Source organism: Pseudomonas sp. GW456-12-10-14-LB2, assembly GCF_002884345.1.
In the GTDB taxonomy this organism is placed as follows: domain Bacteria; phylum Pseudomonadota; class Gammaproteobacteria; order Pseudomonadales; family Pseudomonadaceae; genus Aquipseudomonas; species Aquipseudomonas paraglycinae.
The window spans coordinates 131,260-149,186 of the sequence record NZ_POHV01000002.1; the positions used below are offsets into that span (position 1 = coordinate 131,260).

18 protein-coding genes are annotated in these 17,927 nt (G+C 59.9%); 10 read left to right on the forward strand and 8 right to left on the reverse strand.

Annotated elements, in window-relative coordinates:
• Window positions 1–33 precede the first annotated feature (33 nt).
• Complete coding sequence (locus C1X29_RS02150; protein ID WP_085746665.1) at window positions 34–417, forward strand: MAPEG family protein; 384 nt, start codon at window positions 34–36, stop codon at window positions 415–417.
• 49 nt (window positions 418–466) lie between these two features.
• Here the strand turns inward: C1X29_RS02150 and C1X29_RS02155 are convergent, their stop codons facing one another.
• Window positions 467–1,639 carry a murein transglycosylase A gene (locus C1X29_RS02155; protein ID WP_102685755.1) on the reverse strand — a complete coding sequence of 391 codons (1,173 nt, stop codon included), beginning with the start codon at window positions 1,637–1,639 and terminating at the stop codon, window positions 467–469.
• 128 nt (window positions 1,640–1,767) lie between these two features.
• Between C1X29_RS02155 and C1X29_RS02160 the strand changes: the two genes are divergently transcribed.
• A complete protein-coding gene (locus tag C1X29_RS02160) occupies window positions 1,768–2,217 on the forward strand; it encodes a cytochrome c (RefSeq protein WP_007959696.1) in 450 nt (149 codons plus the stop codon).
• Between the two features lie 42 nt (window positions 2,218–2,259).
• On the opposite strand, the gene C1X29_RS02165 is transcribed toward C1X29_RS02160, so the two are convergent.
• The 4 genes from C1X29_RS02165 to C1X29_RS02180 all read right to left on the reverse strand — a co-directional run bounded on the left by C1X29_RS02165 (window position 2,260) and on the right by C1X29_RS02180 (window position 6,778).
• Complete coding sequence (locus tag C1X29_RS02165) at window positions 2,260–2,655, reverse strand: DUF1090 domain-containing protein (protein WP_007959697.1); 396 nt, start codon at window positions 2,653–2,655, stop codon at window positions 2,260–2,262.
• Between the two features lie 98 nt (window positions 2,656–2,753).
• The gene (gene ligB / locus C1X29_RS02170) at window positions 2,754–4,430 is read right to left on the reverse strand and encodes an NAD-dependent DNA ligase LigB (protein WP_102716738.1); all 1,677 of its coding nucleotides are present in this window, start codon (window positions 4,428–4,430) and stop codon (window positions 2,754–2,756) included.
• A gap of 143 nt (window positions 4,431–4,573) precedes the next feature.
• Window positions 4,574–5,764: a methionine adenosyltransferase gene (gene metK / locus C1X29_RS02175; RefSeq protein ID WP_027610621.1), complete on the reverse strand. Its 1,191-nt coding sequence runs from the start codon at window positions 5,762–5,764 to the stop codon at window positions 4,574–4,576.
• A gap of 18 nt (window positions 5,765–5,782) precedes the next feature.
• Window positions 5,783–6,778, reverse strand: coding sequence for a metalloregulator ArsR/SmtB family transcription factor (locus C1X29_RS02180; RefSeq protein ID WP_007959700.1), 996 nt, complete (start codon window positions 6,776–6,778; stop codon window positions 5,783–5,785).
• Window positions 6,779–7,049: 271 nt separating this feature from the next.
• Here C1X29_RS02180 and tkt point away from each other — a divergent pair, with 271 nt between their 5' ends.
• From tkt to C1X29_RS02220, 8 genes are all read left to right on the forward strand, one after another.
• Window positions 7,050–9,047 (forward strand): transketolase, encoded by a 1,998-nt coding sequence (gene tkt, locus C1X29_RS02185; protein ID WP_102716739.1) that lies wholly within the window; start codon window positions 7,050–7,052, stop codon window positions 9,045–9,047.
• A gap of 151 nt (window positions 9,048–9,198) precedes the next feature.
• Window positions 9,199–10,251 carry an erythrose-4-phosphate dehydrogenase gene (gene epd, locus C1X29_RS02190; protein ID WP_039767974.1) on the forward strand — a complete coding sequence of 351 codons (1,053 nt, stop codon included), beginning with the start codon at window positions 9,199–9,201 and terminating at the stop codon, window positions 10,249–10,251.
• A gap of 12 nt (window positions 10,252–10,263) precedes the next feature.
• Window positions 10,264–11,427 carry a phosphoglycerate kinase gene (locus tag C1X29_RS02195; RefSeq protein WP_011336326.1) on the forward strand — a complete coding sequence of 388 codons (1,164 nt, stop codon included), beginning with the start codon at window positions 10,264–10,266 and terminating at the stop codon, window positions 11,425–11,427.
• 34 nt (window positions 11,428–11,461) lie between these two features.
• Entirely contained in the window at window positions 11,462–11,683 is a 222-nt protein-coding gene (locus C1X29_RS02200) for a hypothetical protein (protein ID WP_007959706.1), read from the forward strand.
• Window positions 11,684–11,740: 57 nt separating this feature from the next.
• A complete protein-coding gene (locus C1X29_RS02205; RefSeq protein WP_102716740.1) occupies window positions 11,741–12,073 on the forward strand; it encodes an MliC family protein in 333 nt (110 codons plus the stop codon).
• A gap of 125 nt (window positions 12,074–12,198) precedes the next feature.
• The gene (fba, locus tag C1X29_RS02210; RefSeq protein ID WP_007959708.1) at window positions 12,199–13,263 is read left to right on the forward strand and encodes a class II fructose-bisphosphate aldolase; all 1,065 of its coding nucleotides are present in this window, start codon (window positions 12,199–12,201) and stop codon (window positions 13,261–13,263) included.
• A 159-nt stretch (window positions 13,264–13,422) separates the two neighbouring features.
• Window positions 13,423–13,674 carry a helix-turn-helix transcriptional regulator gene (locus C1X29_RS02215; protein ID WP_102716741.1) on the forward strand — a complete coding sequence of 84 codons (252 nt, stop codon included), beginning with the start codon at window positions 13,423–13,425 and terminating at the stop codon, window positions 13,672–13,674.
• A complete protein-coding gene (locus tag C1X29_RS02220; RefSeq protein WP_102716742.1) occupies window positions 13,667–14,938 on the forward strand; it encodes a type II toxin-antitoxin system HipA family toxin in 1,272 nt (423 codons plus the stop codon). The genes C1X29_RS02215 and C1X29_RS02220 overlap by 8 nt, the downstream gene beginning before the upstream one ends.
• 101 nt (window positions 14,939–15,039) lie before the next feature.
• On the opposite strand, the gene C1X29_RS02225 is transcribed toward C1X29_RS02220, so the two are convergent.
• From C1X29_RS02225 to C1X29_RS02235, 3 genes are all read right to left on the reverse strand, one after another.
• Window positions 15,040–15,864 (reverse strand): hypothetical protein, encoded by an 825-nt coding sequence (locus tag C1X29_RS02225; RefSeq protein WP_102716743.1) that lies wholly within the window; start codon window positions 15,862–15,864, stop codon window positions 15,040–15,042.
• Window positions 15,865–16,189: 325 nt separating this feature from the next.
• On the reverse strand, window positions 16,190–16,552 hold the full coding sequence (locus C1X29_RS02230; protein ID WP_102716744.1) for a DUF6124 family protein: 363 nt from the start codon (window positions 16,550–16,552) through the stop codon (window positions 16,190–16,192).
• Window positions 16,553–16,912: 360 nt separating this feature from the next.
• Window positions 16,913–17,581: a polysaccharide lyase family 7 protein gene (locus tag C1X29_RS02235; RefSeq protein ID WP_007959711.1), complete on the reverse strand. Its 669-nt coding sequence runs from the start codon at window positions 17,579–17,581 to the stop codon at window positions 16,913–16,915.
• Window positions 17,582–17,927 lie beyond the last annotated feature (346 nt).

The following is a 17,927-nucleotide window of genomic DNA, read 5'->3' on the forward strand; positions in this document are numbered from 1 at the left end:
GGCAACTCTAAAACTCGAAAGAAGGACGGTGTTATGACGGTGGCTTTGTGGTGTGTGTTGATCGCGATCTTTCTGCCCTATCTGTGCACCGTCGTGGCCAAGGCCTCGGGTGGTTTCAGACTGCGGGACAATCATGATCCCCGGGACTTTCTGGACAGCGTGGATGGCGTGGCGCGCCGTGCCCATGCGGCGCAACTGAACAGTTTTGAAGTGACCCCGGCGTTTGCGGCGGCGGTGATCGTCGCGCACCTGGTGGGCACGGCAGAGCTGGTGACGGTCAATGTGCTGGCGGTGCTGTTCATCACCAGTCGCCTGCTCTACATCATTTGCTATCTGGCGGACTGGGCGGCTTTGCGCTCGTTGGTCTGGTTCGTCGGGATGGTGCTGATTGCCAGCTTCTTCTTCGTTTCGGTCTGAACCTGAAAAGATCGCAGGCTGACGAGGCCTGCGATCTTTTGCATTGTACTTACGGCTTGTCGGCCACCTGCGGCACTTGCGGCAACGCCACGCCTTTCGGCCAGAGCATCCAGATCTGCCCTTGCTGCTTCATGTCGCCGGCCAGTTGTCCGGCGGCATCGCCGGTGCCCCAGAACAGATCCGCACGAACTTCGCCGGCAATCGCGCCGCCGGTGTCCTGCGCGGCCACCGGGCGTACCAGTGCCGTGCCGTCCGGGCGGGTGGTCGACAGCCACAACAGGCTGCCCAGCGGAATCACCTTGCGGTCCACAGCCGCGCTGTAACCGGCGGTCAGCGGCACGTTGAGCGAGCCGCGCGGGCCTTCGTTGCTGTCCGGGTTGCGGGTGAAGAACACGTAGCTCGGGTTGCTCGCCAGCAGTTCCGGAATGCGTGACGGGTTGGCCTTGGCCCAGTTGCTGATCGCGCCCATGGTCACTTCTTCTTTTTTCAGCTCGCCCTGTTCCACCAGCCAGCGGCCGATCGGCCGGTACGGATGACCGTTCTGGTCGGCGTAGGCGATGCGCAGCTGGCGACCGTCATCGGTCTGGATCCGCCCCGAACCCTGAATCTGCAGGAATTGCAGGTTCATCGGGTCGGTCAGCCACGCCACGACCGGCGCCTTGACGCCCTGGCTCTCGATGGTCGCCGCGTCGTCGTAAGGCTTCAGCACACGACCTTCGAGGCGGCCGCGCAGGCGCTTGCCTTTGAGTTCAGGGTAAATGCTGTCCAGCGAGACTATGATCATGTCCTCGGGCACGCCATACACCGGCACGTTGGCGGTGGCGGTTTGCGTCAGGCTGCCGGGATAGACCGGTTCGTAATAGCCGGTGATCAGACCGTTGGGGTTGTCGTTCTCGGCGCGAAGGCCGAAGACGTCGAGGTTCTGCTTGAGGAACGTGCGAATGTCGCCGGCTTTTTGCGGCACGTTGGCGGCTGCCGCACAGGTCGCGCCCCAGACCGGGTCAGCCTTGAGCCGGGTGCAGGCGCTGCGCCACGAACCGAAACCGGCCACCAGGTCGCTATCGGACACCGCAGGCAATGCTTCCCAGGTGGCGCTGGAGTACGTGGCCAGGGCGTGGGTTTTCGGCTTGGCGCTGTCGCCACCGGTGCAGCCGGCGAGGATCGCCAGCAGCGGGAGGGTCGCGATGAGCGGATGACGCCAGGCCTTGAAACGGCTGTTCATGGAGAATTTCCTGTGCCGGTTGCAGAAGTGCTCCATGCGCTCAAGCAACCCTTATTGTTAATAGGGCTATTGGTGTTTGGCGGTGACCCGAGGATACTGGCCGCCGATTTCCGTGACCTGAAGCCACCATGACTCTTAAAAGAATTTCTGTTGTATTGCTGGCCTGTCTGACCTTGTCCGCCTGTGGCGGTGTCGACCCGAATTCCCCGCTGGGTCAGCGCAAGGCGATCTTCAAGCAGATGCTCAAGACCGGCGAAGACCTGGGCGGCATGCTGCGCGGACGCATCGCCTTCGACGGGCCGAAATTTGCGGAAGGTGCGGTCAAGCTCGATGCGTTGTCCCATGAGCCGTGGAAACATTTCCCGCAGGTGCGCGAAGAAGATCACACCAGCGCCAAGGACGATGTCTGGCAGAAACAGGCCCGCTTCCAGGAAATGGCCCGCACCCTTGAAGCGGCCACCGGTGAACTGGTGATCGCCAGCAAGGTTCAACCTTACAAGGCCAGCAACCTGGGGCCGGCCGTGCAGAAAGTCGAAGATGCCTGCAGTGCCTGCCATAAAGAGTTTCGCGACCACTGATGTTCAAGGGATCACGGCTTTGGGCTGTGATCCCCGGCTTTCTTACTTGTCGAGTTCGTCCAGCGCGTCCTGCAATTCCTTGCGCGATTCGGCGAGCTTGTTCTTGCGCTTGTCGATCTTCTCCGGATCGCCTTTTTTCATGGCCTTGTCCAGATCGGCCTGACGCTTGCTCACTTCATGCTTGGCGTCGAGCACCTTGTTTTCGCGTTCTTTCTTCAGGCCGGCGTCGGTGCAGTGTTCGGTGACTTCGCGCAGGGCGGTTTCGAGGCCGGCCTGCTGGTCGGCGTTGCCGCGGGACTTGGCCTGTTCGATCTGGTTGATGATGCCCTGCTTCTTGGCGGCACAACCGGTCAGGCCCGGCGCGTCTTCATCGGCCATCACGGGGGCGGCGAGGACTGCGCAGAAAGACAGCAGGGCGAGCGGTGCGAGAAATTTCATAAAAGCTCCATGTGCAAAGGCAATCGGGTCGGTGAAGCACTGCGCTGTTGGAGCGCTCCGGCGGACATTGGGTTCCCGGCGGGCCGGGGATTGCGTGTTCAGAAGCCGTCGACGCCGGCGGCTTGCAGGGTTTCACTCAGGGCCAGTACCTGCGGGTCACGAAAAAAGGCGCTCAATTGCGCCGCGCGACCCGGGCCGATTCCGGCTTCTGCCTGCCATTGTTCGGTGTTGCGTTGTGCCAGTGCCTGCCATGAATCGGCGAGTGTTGCCTGACCGGTCGGCGGCAGCCCCAGGGCTTTGAGCCACTGCAGGAACGGCCGTTGGCGGGCGCTGTGAAAACTGTGCAGCAGGCGGGCACTGCTGCGCTCGCCGAGACCGGCAATGTTAGCAAGCTCCGGCCCGTCGAGGGTCAACCAATCCAGCAGGCTGTTCAGGCGGCCTGTTTCCAGAAGTTTCTCCCAGGTGCCGCGACCGACATGCGGTAGGGCGAGACCTTGCTTGCCGCTCAGCCAGGTGAGGCGTGCGAGAAACTGGCTTTCGCAGCCCGGCGTCGGTTGCCAGCAGCTCAGGGTGTGAAAGTCGCTGGCGAGCGGAACGTTCAGATCCGCGCGTTCGGTACTGCGCAGCACCACGCTGTCGAGACGCGGAATCGTCAGCCCGGCCAGGCTGATTGCGACCTGATCGCCGGGGCGAATGTCCAGTTCCTGCCAGCGTCTGAGCGAACTGACGCTGACTCGTTTGATCTGCCGGTCATCGAGCATAACCGGCGACAGTTCCAGTACTGGCGTGATGCGCCCGGTGCGGCCGATCTGGAAGTTCACCTTGCGCACATCGGCCAGTGCCTGGGCGAAAGGGTATTTCCAGGCGACGGCCCAGTAGGGCGGACGAGCCTGCCAGCGTTCGGCGGGCGGTCGCAGGCTCTGACGCAGTACCACTCCGTCCGTGGCGAATGGCAATGGCGAGCGATGCCAGTGATCGCGCCAGTGTTGCGCTTCGTTCAGGCTGGCGACGGCCTGGCTGTAGAGCTCGGTGGTGGGAAAACCGAACTGCGTCAGCGCCGCGATTCGCTCCGGCAAGTCCTTCGGCCCTTGCGGCCAGTCCCAGACAAACAGCCCGATGCCGGCGGCGTGTTCCGCGTCGAGATCCTTGCGCCCCAGCAGCCCGGCCACGGTGGCTCGAGCATTGGCGCTGCCGGCACGTGCCTGCATGTGTCCGTTCAAGCGCCAGTAGAGTTCGCCTTGCACCAGCAGATCCTGCGGTTGCGTCAGCTGTTGCGGAATGGCTCCGATCTTTTTTGCCGACGCGGTCCAGTCCTGCCCGCGAACGCCGTCCCCGCGACTGATCGCCTGATGCAGTCGGCCGTTGCGATAGATCAACGTCACCGCCACGCCATCGACCTTGGGTTGTACCCAGACATCCTTTCGGTCGCGCAGCCAGGTCGCGATGTCCGCCGCGTCATGAAGTTTGTCCAGGCCAGTGTGAGCGACCGGGTGCGCAACCGGGCCTGATGCGGTGCGCAACGGCTCGGGCGGTGAGGGAAGTTTGAAGCACCGGCGCCATTGGTTCAGACGCAAGCGGGACTGATCGTAGAGCTCATCGGCGATCACCGAGCGACCTTCGCGATGATAGGCGTCGTCCCAGCGGTCGATCTGTTGTTGCAGGGCGGCGACTTCGCTCGATGCTCGGGCGGCGGTCCAGTCGGGGCAGTCGTCAGCGAAGGCGTTGAGGTGGAAAACCGGCAGGAAAAACAAAAACAGGCGCAGTGTGGCAAGCATCGTGAGCGTCCTTGCTCAGGGAGATACCTGAAGGCTAGCCGGGATTTTGAAGTGGGCCGGGCGGCTGTTTTGCCGGTTGTTTCGCGGCCATGAAAAAGCCCCGCACGGCGAACCGTGCGGGGCTTCTTGTACCGCCAGGAAAATTACAGGCCGGCAGCGGAACGCAGAGCGTCGGCGCGGTCGGTTTTTTCCCAGGTGAACGTGGAGAAGGTGTCTTCGCCAACAGTCTTGGTCTGCGGAGCACGGCCGAAGTGGCCGTAGGCTGCGGTTTCCTGGTACATCGGGTGCAGCAGGTCCAGCATGGTGGTGATCGCGTATGGACGCAGGTCGAACACTTCGCGGACCAGTTTGATGATCTTGTCATCGCTGATCTTGCCGGTGCCGAAGGTGTTCAGCGAGATCGAAGTAGGCTGGGCCACACCGATCGCGTAGGAAACCTGGATCTCGCAACGCTCGGCCAGGCCGGCAGCCACGATGTTCTTGGCAACATAACGGCCAGCGTAGGCAGCCGAACGGTCAACCTTGGATGGATCTTTACCGGAGAACGCGCCACCGCCGTGACGGGCCATGCCGCCGTAGCTGTCGACGATGATCTTGCGACCGGTCAGACCGCAGTCACCTACCGGGCCGCCAATGATGAACTGGCCGGTCGGGTTGATGTGGAACTGGGTGTCCTTGCTCAGCAGTTCGGCAGGCAGCACGTGCTTGACGATCAGCTCCATCACGCCTTCGCGCAGGTCTTTGTACGACACTTCAGGGTTGTGCTGGGTCGACAGAACAACAGCGTCGATACCCACAACCTTGCCGCCTTCGTAACGGCAGGTCACTTGGGACTTGGCGTCCGGACGCAGCCAAGGCAGCAGACCCGATTTACGGGCTTCGGCCTGACGCTGAACCAGCTGGTGCGAGAAGGTGATCGGTGCCGGCATCAGCACGTCGGTTTCGTTGCTGGCGTAGCCGAACATCAGGCCCTGGTCGCCGGCGCCCTGATCTTCAGGCTTGGCACGGTCAACGCCCTGGTTGATGTCAGGGGACTGCTTGCCGATGATGTTCATCACGCCGCAGGTAGCGCCGTCGAAGCCGACTTCGGAGCTGGTGTAACCGATGTCGCAGATCACGTCACGAACGATCTGCTCCAGGTCGACCCAGGCGCTGGTGGTCACTTCACCGGCAACGATGGCCACGCCAGTCTTGACCAGGGTTTCCACGGCAACGCGTGCGTGCTTGTCCTGGGCGATGATGGCGTCCAGCACTGCATCGGAAATCTGGTCGGCGATTTTGTCCGGATGTCCTTCAGACACGGACTCGGAGGTGAAGAGGGAGTATTCGCTCATCTCGATGTTTTCCTGAATTTACCGATGGTGAGTGTCGCCAGCCGGTCGCTGAAAATGGCGGACCTGGATCTGGAAACCATTACGTAAGCCTACATAGAGGCTTTCCCCGGGAACGAGTCCCGCAGCGGTGGCCCAACGGGCCAGATCGTCCTGTTCAAACCCCAACCACAGATCACCGCAGGCCTCCCTGGCCCAACTCTGGTTGTGGCTACATAACTCTGTCACGAGCAGGCTACCGCCCGGTTGCAGCAGGCTGGCCATGTGCTTGAGCGCTTCGGCCGGCGCGGCGAAATGGTGCAACACCATGTTCAACACCACGCAATCGGCCTGAAGGCTCACGCCATTCAATGCATCGGCCAATTGCAGGCTGACGTTAGCCAGCTGTTCACGTTCACATACCTGACGGGCCAGTTCGAGCATCGCCGCGCTGTTGTCCAGTGCGGTTACGGTGCCGAAGCGACGCGCCAGTTCCGGCAGGAAAGCTCCATCGCCGGGGCCGACTTCAATGGCCGTGGCAGCGCCATTGAAGTTCAGTTTGTCGAGCAGGGCCAGCACGCTTTCACGGTACTGCGGCAGGCCGGCAATCAAATCCTGCTGGGCGCGGAATTTCTCTGCGACCCGGGCGAAAAAGTCCTGGCTGTTGGCCGCACGTTGCCCGTGAACCTGTGCGATCCGGGTTTCCACGTCAGCCGGCAGCGCCAGATTGTCGACTTCTTCTAACAATGCCGCGTGCAACTTGCCGCCCAGCAACTCGGTGTGGGGCAGGGCGCGGCGATAGAACACCGCATTGCCTTCGCGGCGAGTCGCCACCAGATCCGCCTGCGCCAGCACTTTAAGGTGATGGCTCATGCCGGACTGGCCGATATCGAAAATCTGCGCCAGTTCCAGTACGCCGAACGAGTCGTTGGCCAGGGCGCGCAATACATTCAGCCGCAGCGGATCGCCGCCGGCCTTGCACAGGGCCGCCAGCTCGTCGCAATCGTCATGGCGAATGGAAGGCACGCGTAAGTTCATAGGGCTGGCAGTCTAGTGACGGCCTGAAGGCATCGCAAGGTCTATATCAAAAAGTTTTGATATTGCTCGATGGATGGCGCATTCGATTGCACTTCTCACCGCCCGGTTAACTCTACAAACGAACAGCGGAAAGGTTTCACCAACCGAAACCGGTGTTATCCATTGGAAAAACGCCTCCGGATGACTATCTGTCATTGCCCCGAGGCGCTCGGGTGAGGGAAAATGCCCTCCTTTTTTCCGTTTCAATCTATTCACACCCAGGAGATCAGCGATGCCTAGCCGTCGTGAGCGTGCCAACGCCATTCGTGCCCTCAGCATGGATGCCGTGCAAAAAGCCAACAGCGGCCATCCCGGTGCCCCTATGGGTATGGCAGATATCGCCGAAGTGCTTTGGCGCGACTACCTCAAGCACAACCCGAGCAATCCATCGTTCGCCGACCGTGACCGCTTCGTGCTGTCCAACGGCCACGGCTCGATGTTGATCTACTCGCTGCTGCACCTGACCGGCTACGACCTGTCGATCGACGACCTGAAGCAATTCCGTCAACTGCACAGCCGTACCCCGGGCCACCCGGAATTCGGTTACACCCCGGGCGTTGAAACCACCACCGGCCCGCTGGGTCAGGGCCTGGCCAACGCCGTGGGCTTCGCCCTGGCAGAAAAAGTACTGGGCGCGCAGTTCAACCGTCCTGGCCACAACATCGTCGACCACCACACCTACGTGTTCCTGGGTGATGGCTGCATGATGGAAGGCATTTCCCACGAAGTCGCTTCCCTGGCCGGCACTCTGGGCCTGGGCAAGCTGATCGCCTTCTACGATGACAACGGCATTTCCATCGACGGCGAAGTCGAAGGCTGGTTCACCGACGACACGCCGAAGCGTTTCGAATCGTACAACTGGCAAGTGATCCGCAACGTTGACGGTCACGACCCGGAAGAGATCAAGACCGCCATCGAGACCGCTCGCAAGAGCCCGTTGCCGACCCTGATCTGCTGCAAGACCACCATCGGTTTCGGTTCGCCGAACAAGCAAGGCAAGGAAGATTGCCACGGCGCCCCGCTGGGTGACGCGGAAATCGCCCTGACCCGTCAGGCGCTGAACTGGAACCACGGCCCGTTCGAAATCCCGGCCGACATCTATGCCGAGTGGGATGCCAAGGAGAAAGGCCGCGCCGCCGAAGCCGAGTGGGATCAGCGTTTCGCTGCCTACTCCGCCGCGTTCCCGACCGAAGCCAACGAACTGATCCGTCGCCTGAGCGGCGAGCTGCCGGCCGACTTCTCCGAGAAGGCCGATGCCTACATCGCCGACGTTGCGGCCAAAGGCGAAACCATCGCCAGCCGTAAAGCCAGCCAGAACGCCCTGAACGCGTTCGGCCCGCTGCTGCCGGAAGTGCTGGGCGGTTCGGCTGACCTGGCCGGTTCCAACCTGACCCTGTGGAAAGGCTGCAAAGGCGTCAGCGCCGAAGACGCCAGCGGCAACTACATGTACTACGGCGTGCGCGAATTCGGCATGACCGCCATCATGAACGGCGTTGCCCTGCACGGCGGTCTGGTGCCTTACGGCGCGACCTTCCTGATGTTCATGGAATACGCCCGCAACGCAGTGCGCATGTCCGCCCTGATGAGGCAGCGTGTGATCCACGTCTACACCCACGACTCCATCGGTCTGGGCGAAGACGGCCCGACGCACCAGCCGATCGAGCAACTGACCAGCCTGCGCAGCACGCCGAACCTCGACACCTGGCGTCCAGCCGATGCCGTTGAATCGGCCGTGGCCTGGAAAAACGCTCTGGAGCGCAAGGACGGCCCTTCGGCGCTGATCTTCTCGCGTCAGAACCTGCAGCACCAGACCCGTGATGCCGGCCAGATCGCCGACATCCGTCGTGGTGGTTACGTGCTGAAGGACTGCGCAGGCGAGCCTGAGCTGATTCTGATCGCCACCGGTTCGGAAGTTGGTCTGGCCGTTCAGGCCTACGACAAACTCACCGAGCAGGGCCGCAAGGTGCGCGTGGTTTCCATGCCATGCACCAGCGCGTTCGACGCTCAGGACGCCAGCTACAAGCAATCGGTCCTGCCGTTGCAGGTTGGCGCACGTATCGCGATCGAAGCGGCCCACGCCGACTTCTGGTTCAAGTACGTGGGTCTGGAAGGTCGCGTGATCGGCATGACCACCTACGGCGAATCGGCTCCGGCTTCGGCACTGTTCGAAGAGTTCGGCTTCACCCTGGAAAACATCCTGGGTCAGGCTGAAGAGCTGCTGGAAGACTGATCCAGATCAGGTGTCGTCTTAACTGACGCCATCGCGGGCAAGCCCGCTCCCACATGGGCGATGTAGATCCCTGTGGGAGCGGGCTTGCCCGCGATGGCGGTCGGTCAGGCAACATCGCTTTGACTGATACACCACGGTAATCGAGAACCCCATGCCTCAACCGCGTCCCTACAAAGTTGCACTCAACGGCTACGGCCGGATTGGTCGTTGCGTCTTGCGTGCGTTGTTCGAGCGAGGCGAGAAGGCCGGGTTTGAGATTGTCGCGATCAACGATCTGGCCGACATGGCCAGCATCGAATACCTGACACGCTTCGACTCCACTCATGGCCGGTTCCCCGGCGAAGTGAAGGTCGACGGCGATTGTCTGCATATTAATGGCGACTGCGTGAAGGTCCTGCGCAGTGCCACTCCCGAAGGCATCGATTGGGCGTCGCTGGGCGTCGATCTGGTGCTCGAATGCTCCGGCGCCTGGCACACCCGCGCAGACGGCCAGCGTTTCCTCGACGCCGGCGCGCCGCGTGTGCTGTTTTCGCAGCCGATGGCCAGCGAGGCGGATGTCGACGCCACCATCGTTTACGGCGTCAATCAGGATTGCCTGACCGGCGACGAACTGCTGGTGTCCAACGCCTCCTGCACCACCAACTGCGGCGTGCCGCTGTTGCGTCTGCTGGATCAGGCGGTCGGTCTGGATTACGTGTCGATCACCACGATTCACTCGGCGATGAACGATCAGCCGGTGATCGACGCCTATCACCACGAAGACCTGCGCCGCACCCGCTCGGCGTTCCAGTCGGTGATTCCGGTGTCCACCGGTCTGGCGCGTGGTATCGAGCGCCTGCTGCCGGAACTTGCCGGGCGAATTCAGGCCAAAGCCGTACGCGTGCCGACGGTCAACGTGTCCTGCCTCGACATCACGATGCAGACCGCGAGCGACACCGACGCCGGCGAGGTCAACCGGATCCTGCGCGACGCCGCCACCAGCGGCCCGCTCAAAGGTCTGTTGGCCTACACCGAATTGCCTCACGCAAGCTGTGATTTCAACCATGACCCACATTCGGCCATCGTCGATGCCAGTCAGACCCGCGTTTCCGGCCCACGGCTGGTGAACATCCTGGCCTGGTTCGACAACGAATGGGGTTTTGCCAACCGAATGCTGGATGTTGCAGAGCACTATCTGCAAACAGCGACTTCAAAAAAACCGTAGGAAGTGCGACCCATGACCGTGTTGAAGATGTCCGACCTCGATCTGCAAGGTAAGCGCGTATTGATCCGCGAAGACCTCAACGTCCCAGTCAAGGACGGTGTTGTCACCAGCGATGCGCGTATCCTGGCTTCGCTGCCGACCATCAAGCTGGCCCTGGAAAAAGGCGCGGCCGTGATGGTCTGCTCGCACCTGGGTCGTCCGACCGAAGGCGAATTCTCCGCCGAGAACAGCCTCAAGCCTGTCGCCGACTACCTGAGCAAGGCTCTGGGCCGCGAAGTGCCGCTGGTGGCCGATTACCTGGGCGGCGTTGACGTCAAGGCCGGCGACATCGTGCTGTTCGAAAACGTGCGCTTCAACAAGGGCGAGAAAAAGAACGCCGACGAACTGGCCCAGCAATATGCCGCCCTGTGCGACGTGTTCGTGATGGACGCTTTCGGCACCGCTCACCGCGCCGAAGGCTCGACCCACGGCGTTGCCAAGTTCGCCAAAGTCGCCGCTGCCGGCCCGCTGCTGGCTGCTGAGCTGGACGCGCTGGGCAAAGCCCTGGGCGCCCCGGCCAAGCCGATGGCGGCCATCGTTGCCGGCTCCAAGGTCTCGACCAAACTCGACGTGCTGAACAGCCTGAGCCAGATCTGCGATCAACTGATCGTCGGCGGTGGCATCGCCAACACCTTCCTCGCTGCGGCCGGTCACCCGGTCGGCAAGTCGCTGTACGAGCCGGACCTGCTGGACACCGCGCGCGCCATCGCCGCCAAGGTCAGCGTGCCGCTGCCGGTCGACGTGGTGGTTGCCAAGGAATTCGCTGAAAGCGCTGAAGCGACCGTGAAGCTGATCGCAGACGTCGCTGCCGACGACATGATCCTCGACATCGGCCCGCAAACCGCGGCCAACTTCGCCGAACTGCTGAAGTCGTCGAAAACCATCCTGTGGAACGGCCCGGTCGGCGTGTTCGAATTCGACCAGTTCGGCAACGGCACCAAAGTGTTGGCCGAAGCTATCGCTGAAAGCGCGGCGTTCTCGATTGCCGGTGGTGGCGACACCCTGGCGGCCATCGATAAATATGGCGTGGCGGAAAAGATCTCCTACATTTCCACCGGCGGTGGCGCGTTCCTCGAATTCGTCGAAGGCAAGGTGCTGCCGGCCGTTGAAGTCCTGGAAAGCCGGGCCAAGGCCTGAGGCCGCCCGATTGGCCAGGCAAAGGAGTGTTCAGATGGTCAAGTCGTTAGCGCTGTTGTTGCTGACCGGTACGCTGGCGGCCTGCGGGAGTAACCCGAAGGCCGAGCCGACACCGGCACCCGGCGAGGCACAGAAAGGCTGCTACCAGGCCGACTGGCAGGCCGAAACCAACCCGGTGCTGAACAAGCGCTCGGGCCCGGACGGTCTGGACAAATACGAGACGCAAACCCCGGCCAAGGAACATGGTTGTCCTTGACCGGTCTGACTCTTTAACTCAGGGCCGGCGGCTTGCGCTGCCGGTCGAGGAACACGGATGAAAGGCTTGATCGCCGTTGCGGCACTGGGATTGTTGAGTGGTTGCGCGCAGTGGAACCCGTTCCAGTCATCCGCACCTGTGGATAACTGGACCACCTGGACCTGCGACAGCCAGGCCAAGGTGCTGTGGCGCTACACCGATGCCGCCCGCAACGAAGTCGATGTGCGACTGGGCGGCGGCGATCAGGTCTATCGCCTGAAAGAAGAGCCGGGCGCCTCGGGCGCGCTGTACAGCGACGACATGCTGGCGTTTCACATCAAAGGTGAGGAGGGCCTGGTTTATTGGGTCGCCACCAATGATCTGATCGGTCGGGGCTGCAAAGCCGAATAAAACAGAATTTGCTTTATCGAATCACCAGGCCGGGCCTCAACCCCCGATCTGCAATCACTTGAATAGCCGCCGCCGCTCCGGCAGGCTGGCACGATTAACGACCCAAACCGGGAGAGACACACACAATGGCACTTATCAGCATGCGCCAGATGCTGGACCACGCAGCCGAGTTCGGCTACGGCGTTCCAGCCTTCAACGTCAACAACCTTGAGCAGATGCGCGCCATCATGGAAGCCGCTGACAAGACTGACTCCCCGGTGATCGTTCAGGCTTCGGCCGGTGCCCGCAAATACGCCGGCGCCCCGTTCCTGCGTCACCTGATCCTGGCGGCGATCGAAGAGTTCCCGCACATCCCGGTGTGCATGCACCAGGACCACGGCACCAGCCCTGATGTCTGCCAGCGCTCGATTCAACTGGGCTTCAGCTCGGTGATGATGGACGGCTCCCTCGGCGAAGACGGCAAGACCCCGACCGACTACGAATACAACGTCCGCGTGACCCAACAAACCGTGGCCATGGCTCACGCCTGCGGCGTTTCGGTTGAAGGCGAGCTGGGCTGCCTGGGTTCGCTGGAAACCGGCATGGCCGGTGAAGAAGACGGCATCGGCGCCGAAGGCGTTCTGGATCACAGCCAGATGCTGACCGACCCGGAAGAAGCCGCTGACTTCGTCAAGAAGACTCAGGTTGATGCCCTGGCCATCGCCATCGGCACCAGCCACGGCGCCTACAAGTTCACCAAGCCACCTACCGGTGACGTGCTGGCGATCGACCGCATCAAGGAAATCCACAAACGCATCCCGAACACCCACCTGGTGATGCACGGTTCCTCGTCGGTTCCACAAGAGTGGCTGGCGATCATCAACCAGTACGGCGGCGACATCAAAGAAACCTACGGCGTACCGGTTGAAGAAATCGTCGAAGGCATCAAGCACGGCGTGCGCAAGGTCAACATCGACACCGACCTGCGCCTGGCGTCCACCGGCGCAATGCGTCGTCTGATGGCCACCAACCCGAGCGAATTCGACCCACGTAAATTCTTCGGCGAAACCGTCAAGGCGATGCGCGATGTATGTATCGCTCGTTACGAGGCTTTCGGTACTGCCGGCAACGCTTCGAAGATCAAGCCGATCTCGCTGGAAAGCATGTATCAGCGTTATCTGAAGGGTGAGTTGAACGCCAAGGTCAATTGAGACTGGGTGTTTAGCTGATTTGAAAGAAACCCGCCGTGAGGCGGGTTTTTTTTGCCTGTAGTTTTATCAAGCAGTCGACCGACGTAAGGCGCTTGAAATGTCACCCATAACGGACATAATCGATTCTATATTTTAAAAAGTCCCATATGGGTGACATTTATGCTGCTCCCCAATCCCGCTGTTTTCGGTGAAAGAATTCGGCAATTGCGTCGGGCTAAAGGCTACAGCCAAGCGTTATTGGCCCACAGAGCCAAATGCAGCCGCAAAACCATCATTGACCTTGAGGCCGGGGAGAATGTCGCGCTTTACACCGCGTTCAGGGTGCTGGCAGCGCTGGGCATGGCGCTGGAAATTGTCGATAACCGCATTGACCTCAAATCCCTGGCCGATCTGGTAGAGCACGATGAGTAAAGTCAAAAGGCTCAACGTCACCACGCCGCAAGGCTTCGCTGGTGAGCTGTCCAAGGGATCGCAGTTTTCCTTTGTTTATGAAACCGCCGATGCAACAAGGGAAGTCTCACTGGTCATGCCCTATGACCCGACGCCCTCGGTGAGCAACGTGCTGCATCCGATCTTCGATATGAATGTGCCTGAAGGGTTTCTGGCGGATCAGATCAAGCGCCGGATGGCCAAGCACATGCAAGTCGATGAGATGCGCCTGTTATCGGTCATCGGCGGGAACCAGATCGGACGCCTCACCTACCAGAATCCAATCGAAACTCCGGTATCCGTGCGTGCGCAAGTCGGATTGCAGGAGATTCTGTCTGCCGATGTTTCGCAGGGCGTTTTCGACTTTCTCGTCGACACCTACTTCGAGTCTGGTATTTCAGGTGTACAGCCCAAGGTGCTGGTGCCCGACCTGGACAAGCTCACCGGCAATCGAAAAACCATGCTCAGCTCCGATCTGATCGTCAAATCAGGCGCGGATGAGTACGCACATCTGGCTCAGAACGAATTTCTCTGCCTGGAAGCGGCTCGTCTCGCAGGGCTGGAAACACCGCCGTTCTGGCTGTCCGAAAACGGCGATTTATTTGTGATGGAGCGTTTTGACCTGACCGAGGCCGGTCGCCTCGGGTTCGAAGACATGGCGGTTCTGTTGGGACTCAACAAGGATCCCCATGACAACTACAAGTATTCGCAGAGCTACGAAACCCTCGCGGCCGTGATTGGCCAGGTCTGTCGGCATGGTGATTCGCTTCGGGAGTTGGAGCTTTTTTTCGCTTCGGTCTGCCTTTCGGTCATGGTTCGAAACGGGGATGCGCATCTAAAGAACTTCGGCGTGATTTATACCCACCCAGAAGCCCTTGAAACCGTGCAATTGGCACCCGTTTTCGATGTCACCACCACAACCGTTTACGAAAACTACAATCCAAAATCAGGCCGCTCATTGGTTGATCGCACGTTGGCAATCAAGATGAACAAGGTGAAAACCTACCCGGATCGCCAGCAACTGATCGAGTTTGGTCGCAAGCATTGCTCAGTAGAGAAGCCAGCCTTGATCATCGAGCGTATTGCCGAGGCGATGACTCAAGCGTTGGCGAATCATCAGGCGCGAGTGAACGGCGAGTTGTTTGCTGATATGCAGCGGGAATGGGATGCGGGGCGGGTAGTGGCGTTGAATGACTCCGTCGGCTCAGGAATGAAGCGAAAGCCAGTCGGCACGACCCGTATTTGATATACGTAGGTCGAGTTGAAAATAAAGGAAAGCGGGGGCAGATTGATTTAATCGAGCAGCAGATAAATAAATCTGTCCCTCTGATTGATGTCGGAGTGGAATCAGCTTGCGCGGCGCACTGGCTTTATCGCAGTCAAAAAATCATTGATCACTTTTAAAACCCACTCTTTGGCCTTTTGAGTATTTGCCAACGGCGCTTCGCCTGCGCCCTCGATAAAGCCCGGAATATGTTCGGGAGCAAGTTTGACGATAAATGCAGCGGCGTCATCTGCTGCAGACTTATTATTGAACTCGTTCTCCAAACGACTCATTGACGCTGCGAATATTGAGCTCTTCATCAATTGCTTACTGTGTTCCGTCAGTTCAGTGATGTTGTTCGACTGATTGATGACGAGGAATATATCGAAGGCATCCCGCAAGCGTTTCCCAAAACCAACCGAGCGCCCCTTGGCAGAAAGGAAGCCAGCTTCGGTGGCGAAGGGGATCTTCAGCGAGGTCTCCGTACCGTCCATGGCCTGCCCCGATATCAACTGATGCCTGGCTTCCTTTTCAGTGAAGATCACGTCCGTTCCCGGGGTCGCGATGGACTCATAACGCCCCCACTGCATAATCAGGTCGGCTGAATCATCTACATATTTCCTGTGCAGGAAATCCACATGAAAAATCATTGGTTCATCATTGACCACCAGCTTTCTGTACACCTGGAACGCATTCTTTGGCGCCCGCATGTACCCCGAGTCCTTAACCATTGAGTCCAGAGCCCGAATAACATGCTCTTTACTCAGCGCCGCATTCAGAATGATGTCGACGTCATAGGTGCCCGTGTGGGGAATGGGCTTGGAGTTAAACAGGTAAGGAATCCATCCACCAATCACCGCGTAGTCGATAGTTTGACGATTTAGTAACCCGGCTACTTCCAGCAGCATGGCCCGTGCTGCTTCTTGTTCGCTTGCAAAGCTTTAAGTCATGTTCAGTCGTTCCTTCTTTTACTTGGTAGGTGTTATATCTGAGGGGCCTGCGCCAAGCGCGGGGCGCCTCAATGTCTCAGGCCGGGCATCGGCGCTGCAGTAGTCGGCTTTTCTAGCTCCACCTCTTCCCTGCAAAGTCAATTGATCCGAGTGTAACTCGTTCATTTAAGAAACCCGCTATGGCGCGGATTTCTTGTAGGCGATGGTCTATCGGTAAGGGGCAAGAACGTCGCCAATTACGGACATTTCTGAGATTCCGCGATGAGCGAGCCGTTATGGGTGGCTATTCCTTTAACTCGACGTGATCCAGCGCCTGATTCACCGCCAGTTCCCCCAGCATCACCAACTGCGCGATGCCTATCGCGGTTTTGCGGTCGGCGGGGGCGAGGGTGGCGGCGAAGTTGTTGAGCATTTCGCTGGCGGAGCCGAGGGTTTCGCTGGCGTTGGCCAGCAGGGATTCGGTGTTGTAGGCGGGATTGGCGAAGTACATGCGGTCGGGTTCGTTGACCGTGGCCATGATGCGGGCGCCGGGGCAGAGGTAGTGGTCTAGGGCGCGTTCGGCGGCTTCGTTGAGTTTTTTTGAATCGAGGGATTCGTAGGGGGAGGCCAGATCAATATCTGGAGGATTGGGCGTAGGTTTGAACATTTGGTGGATTCCCGATAGGGCCACAACCAATCCGCTACTACACGAAAGGGTGGCGGCTGTACGCAAGTTAGTAGACCGGGCAACGCCACCAATTCCCGGCGCACCCGAAGGCGCCATGCGCACAGCCACCATCAAGTACAGGCCAGGCCTGACTGAGGGACGCTTGTACGACGGTGGAGTTGCTGGGCTACTAAACCCGATCACTGCGAATCAGTGACCCGAATCAAGTTACCGATGGCCCTCCAGGCGCACAAGCCGGCGGATTCTGGCGTACCGGTAGGCAGCGACGCAAGCCGTTGTAGGCTTCGGGACGTTACGCGCACTGCCTTTAAACAGCAGCCTTAAACGAACGCATCGCGGCTATTTATCGTGATCAATATCCAGCTTGCTGAACGTCACCTGCCCACCCTCACTGGTGTACCCGGTGTTGTCCTGCACATACACGCCAGCCTTGAAATACAGCGGTTTGTTGCGCCACGTCGCGCTGATCTGCGAATCCCACTGATACCCGGCCGCACTCACACCCAGTGCGCCGCCGGGGCTCAGGTGAATGAGGTAGTTGAATTCGCGATTGAGTTTGATCCCGGTGGCGAGGGTGATGACGCGGCTTTCGTCCTGATCCGGATGGGTGCGCAGTTTGATCACTAGGTTGCCGGTCTCGGTTTTGTCTTTGTACTGGTACTCAAGCTTGAGCATCGGCTTCTGGCTTTCATAGGCGTGGATCTGGCCGATGACGATCTTGCCGGAGCTGGGCACCTTGTTGACCGAAAGGGTCGCGCGCAGCAGGTTGTCGGCGTCGGGGTAATACCAGTTGCGCAATGTTCCGTTGCTGTAGGTCTCGCGCAGTTCGGTGCGCGGGTAGATGGCGTTTTCGGTTTTCGAGCCGGTCACCGGGGACCAGAAGAACAGGGTGCCGGTGTCGGAATGGAAGTACTGATCCTTGAAGCCGTTCACCAGTTTGGAGGTTTCGACGGTGTAGGGCGGGCTGCCAACGGGAACGCTGAGGTTCCAGGTTGCGAGATCAATCATGTCGGTTCTTCCACTCTATTTCTCTTGCACGCGCGTGCCAGAAGCTCTAGCCCGCGCCTCTTGGGGGCGGCCTTTATAAGCGTAGAGGGATTTTTTGTTAACGGCCGTCTGGCGGATGATTGGCGTCAACATCCTGTCGAAATGCCACCTTTCCCGGTTTTCGGGGGCTTCAGCGGTGACCGTTAGTCGGCTGCCTATCGGTTTGGTTAAATGATGGCTGGATGACAGCTATTGCTTTTACAGATCCCGGACTAGAGTGAAGACTCGGTGACTGTATGGTTTTCACGAGAAGCCGCCCGGAACACTGACCCGAGATGCCCCGACACGAGTTGTCCCGACAAGAGAA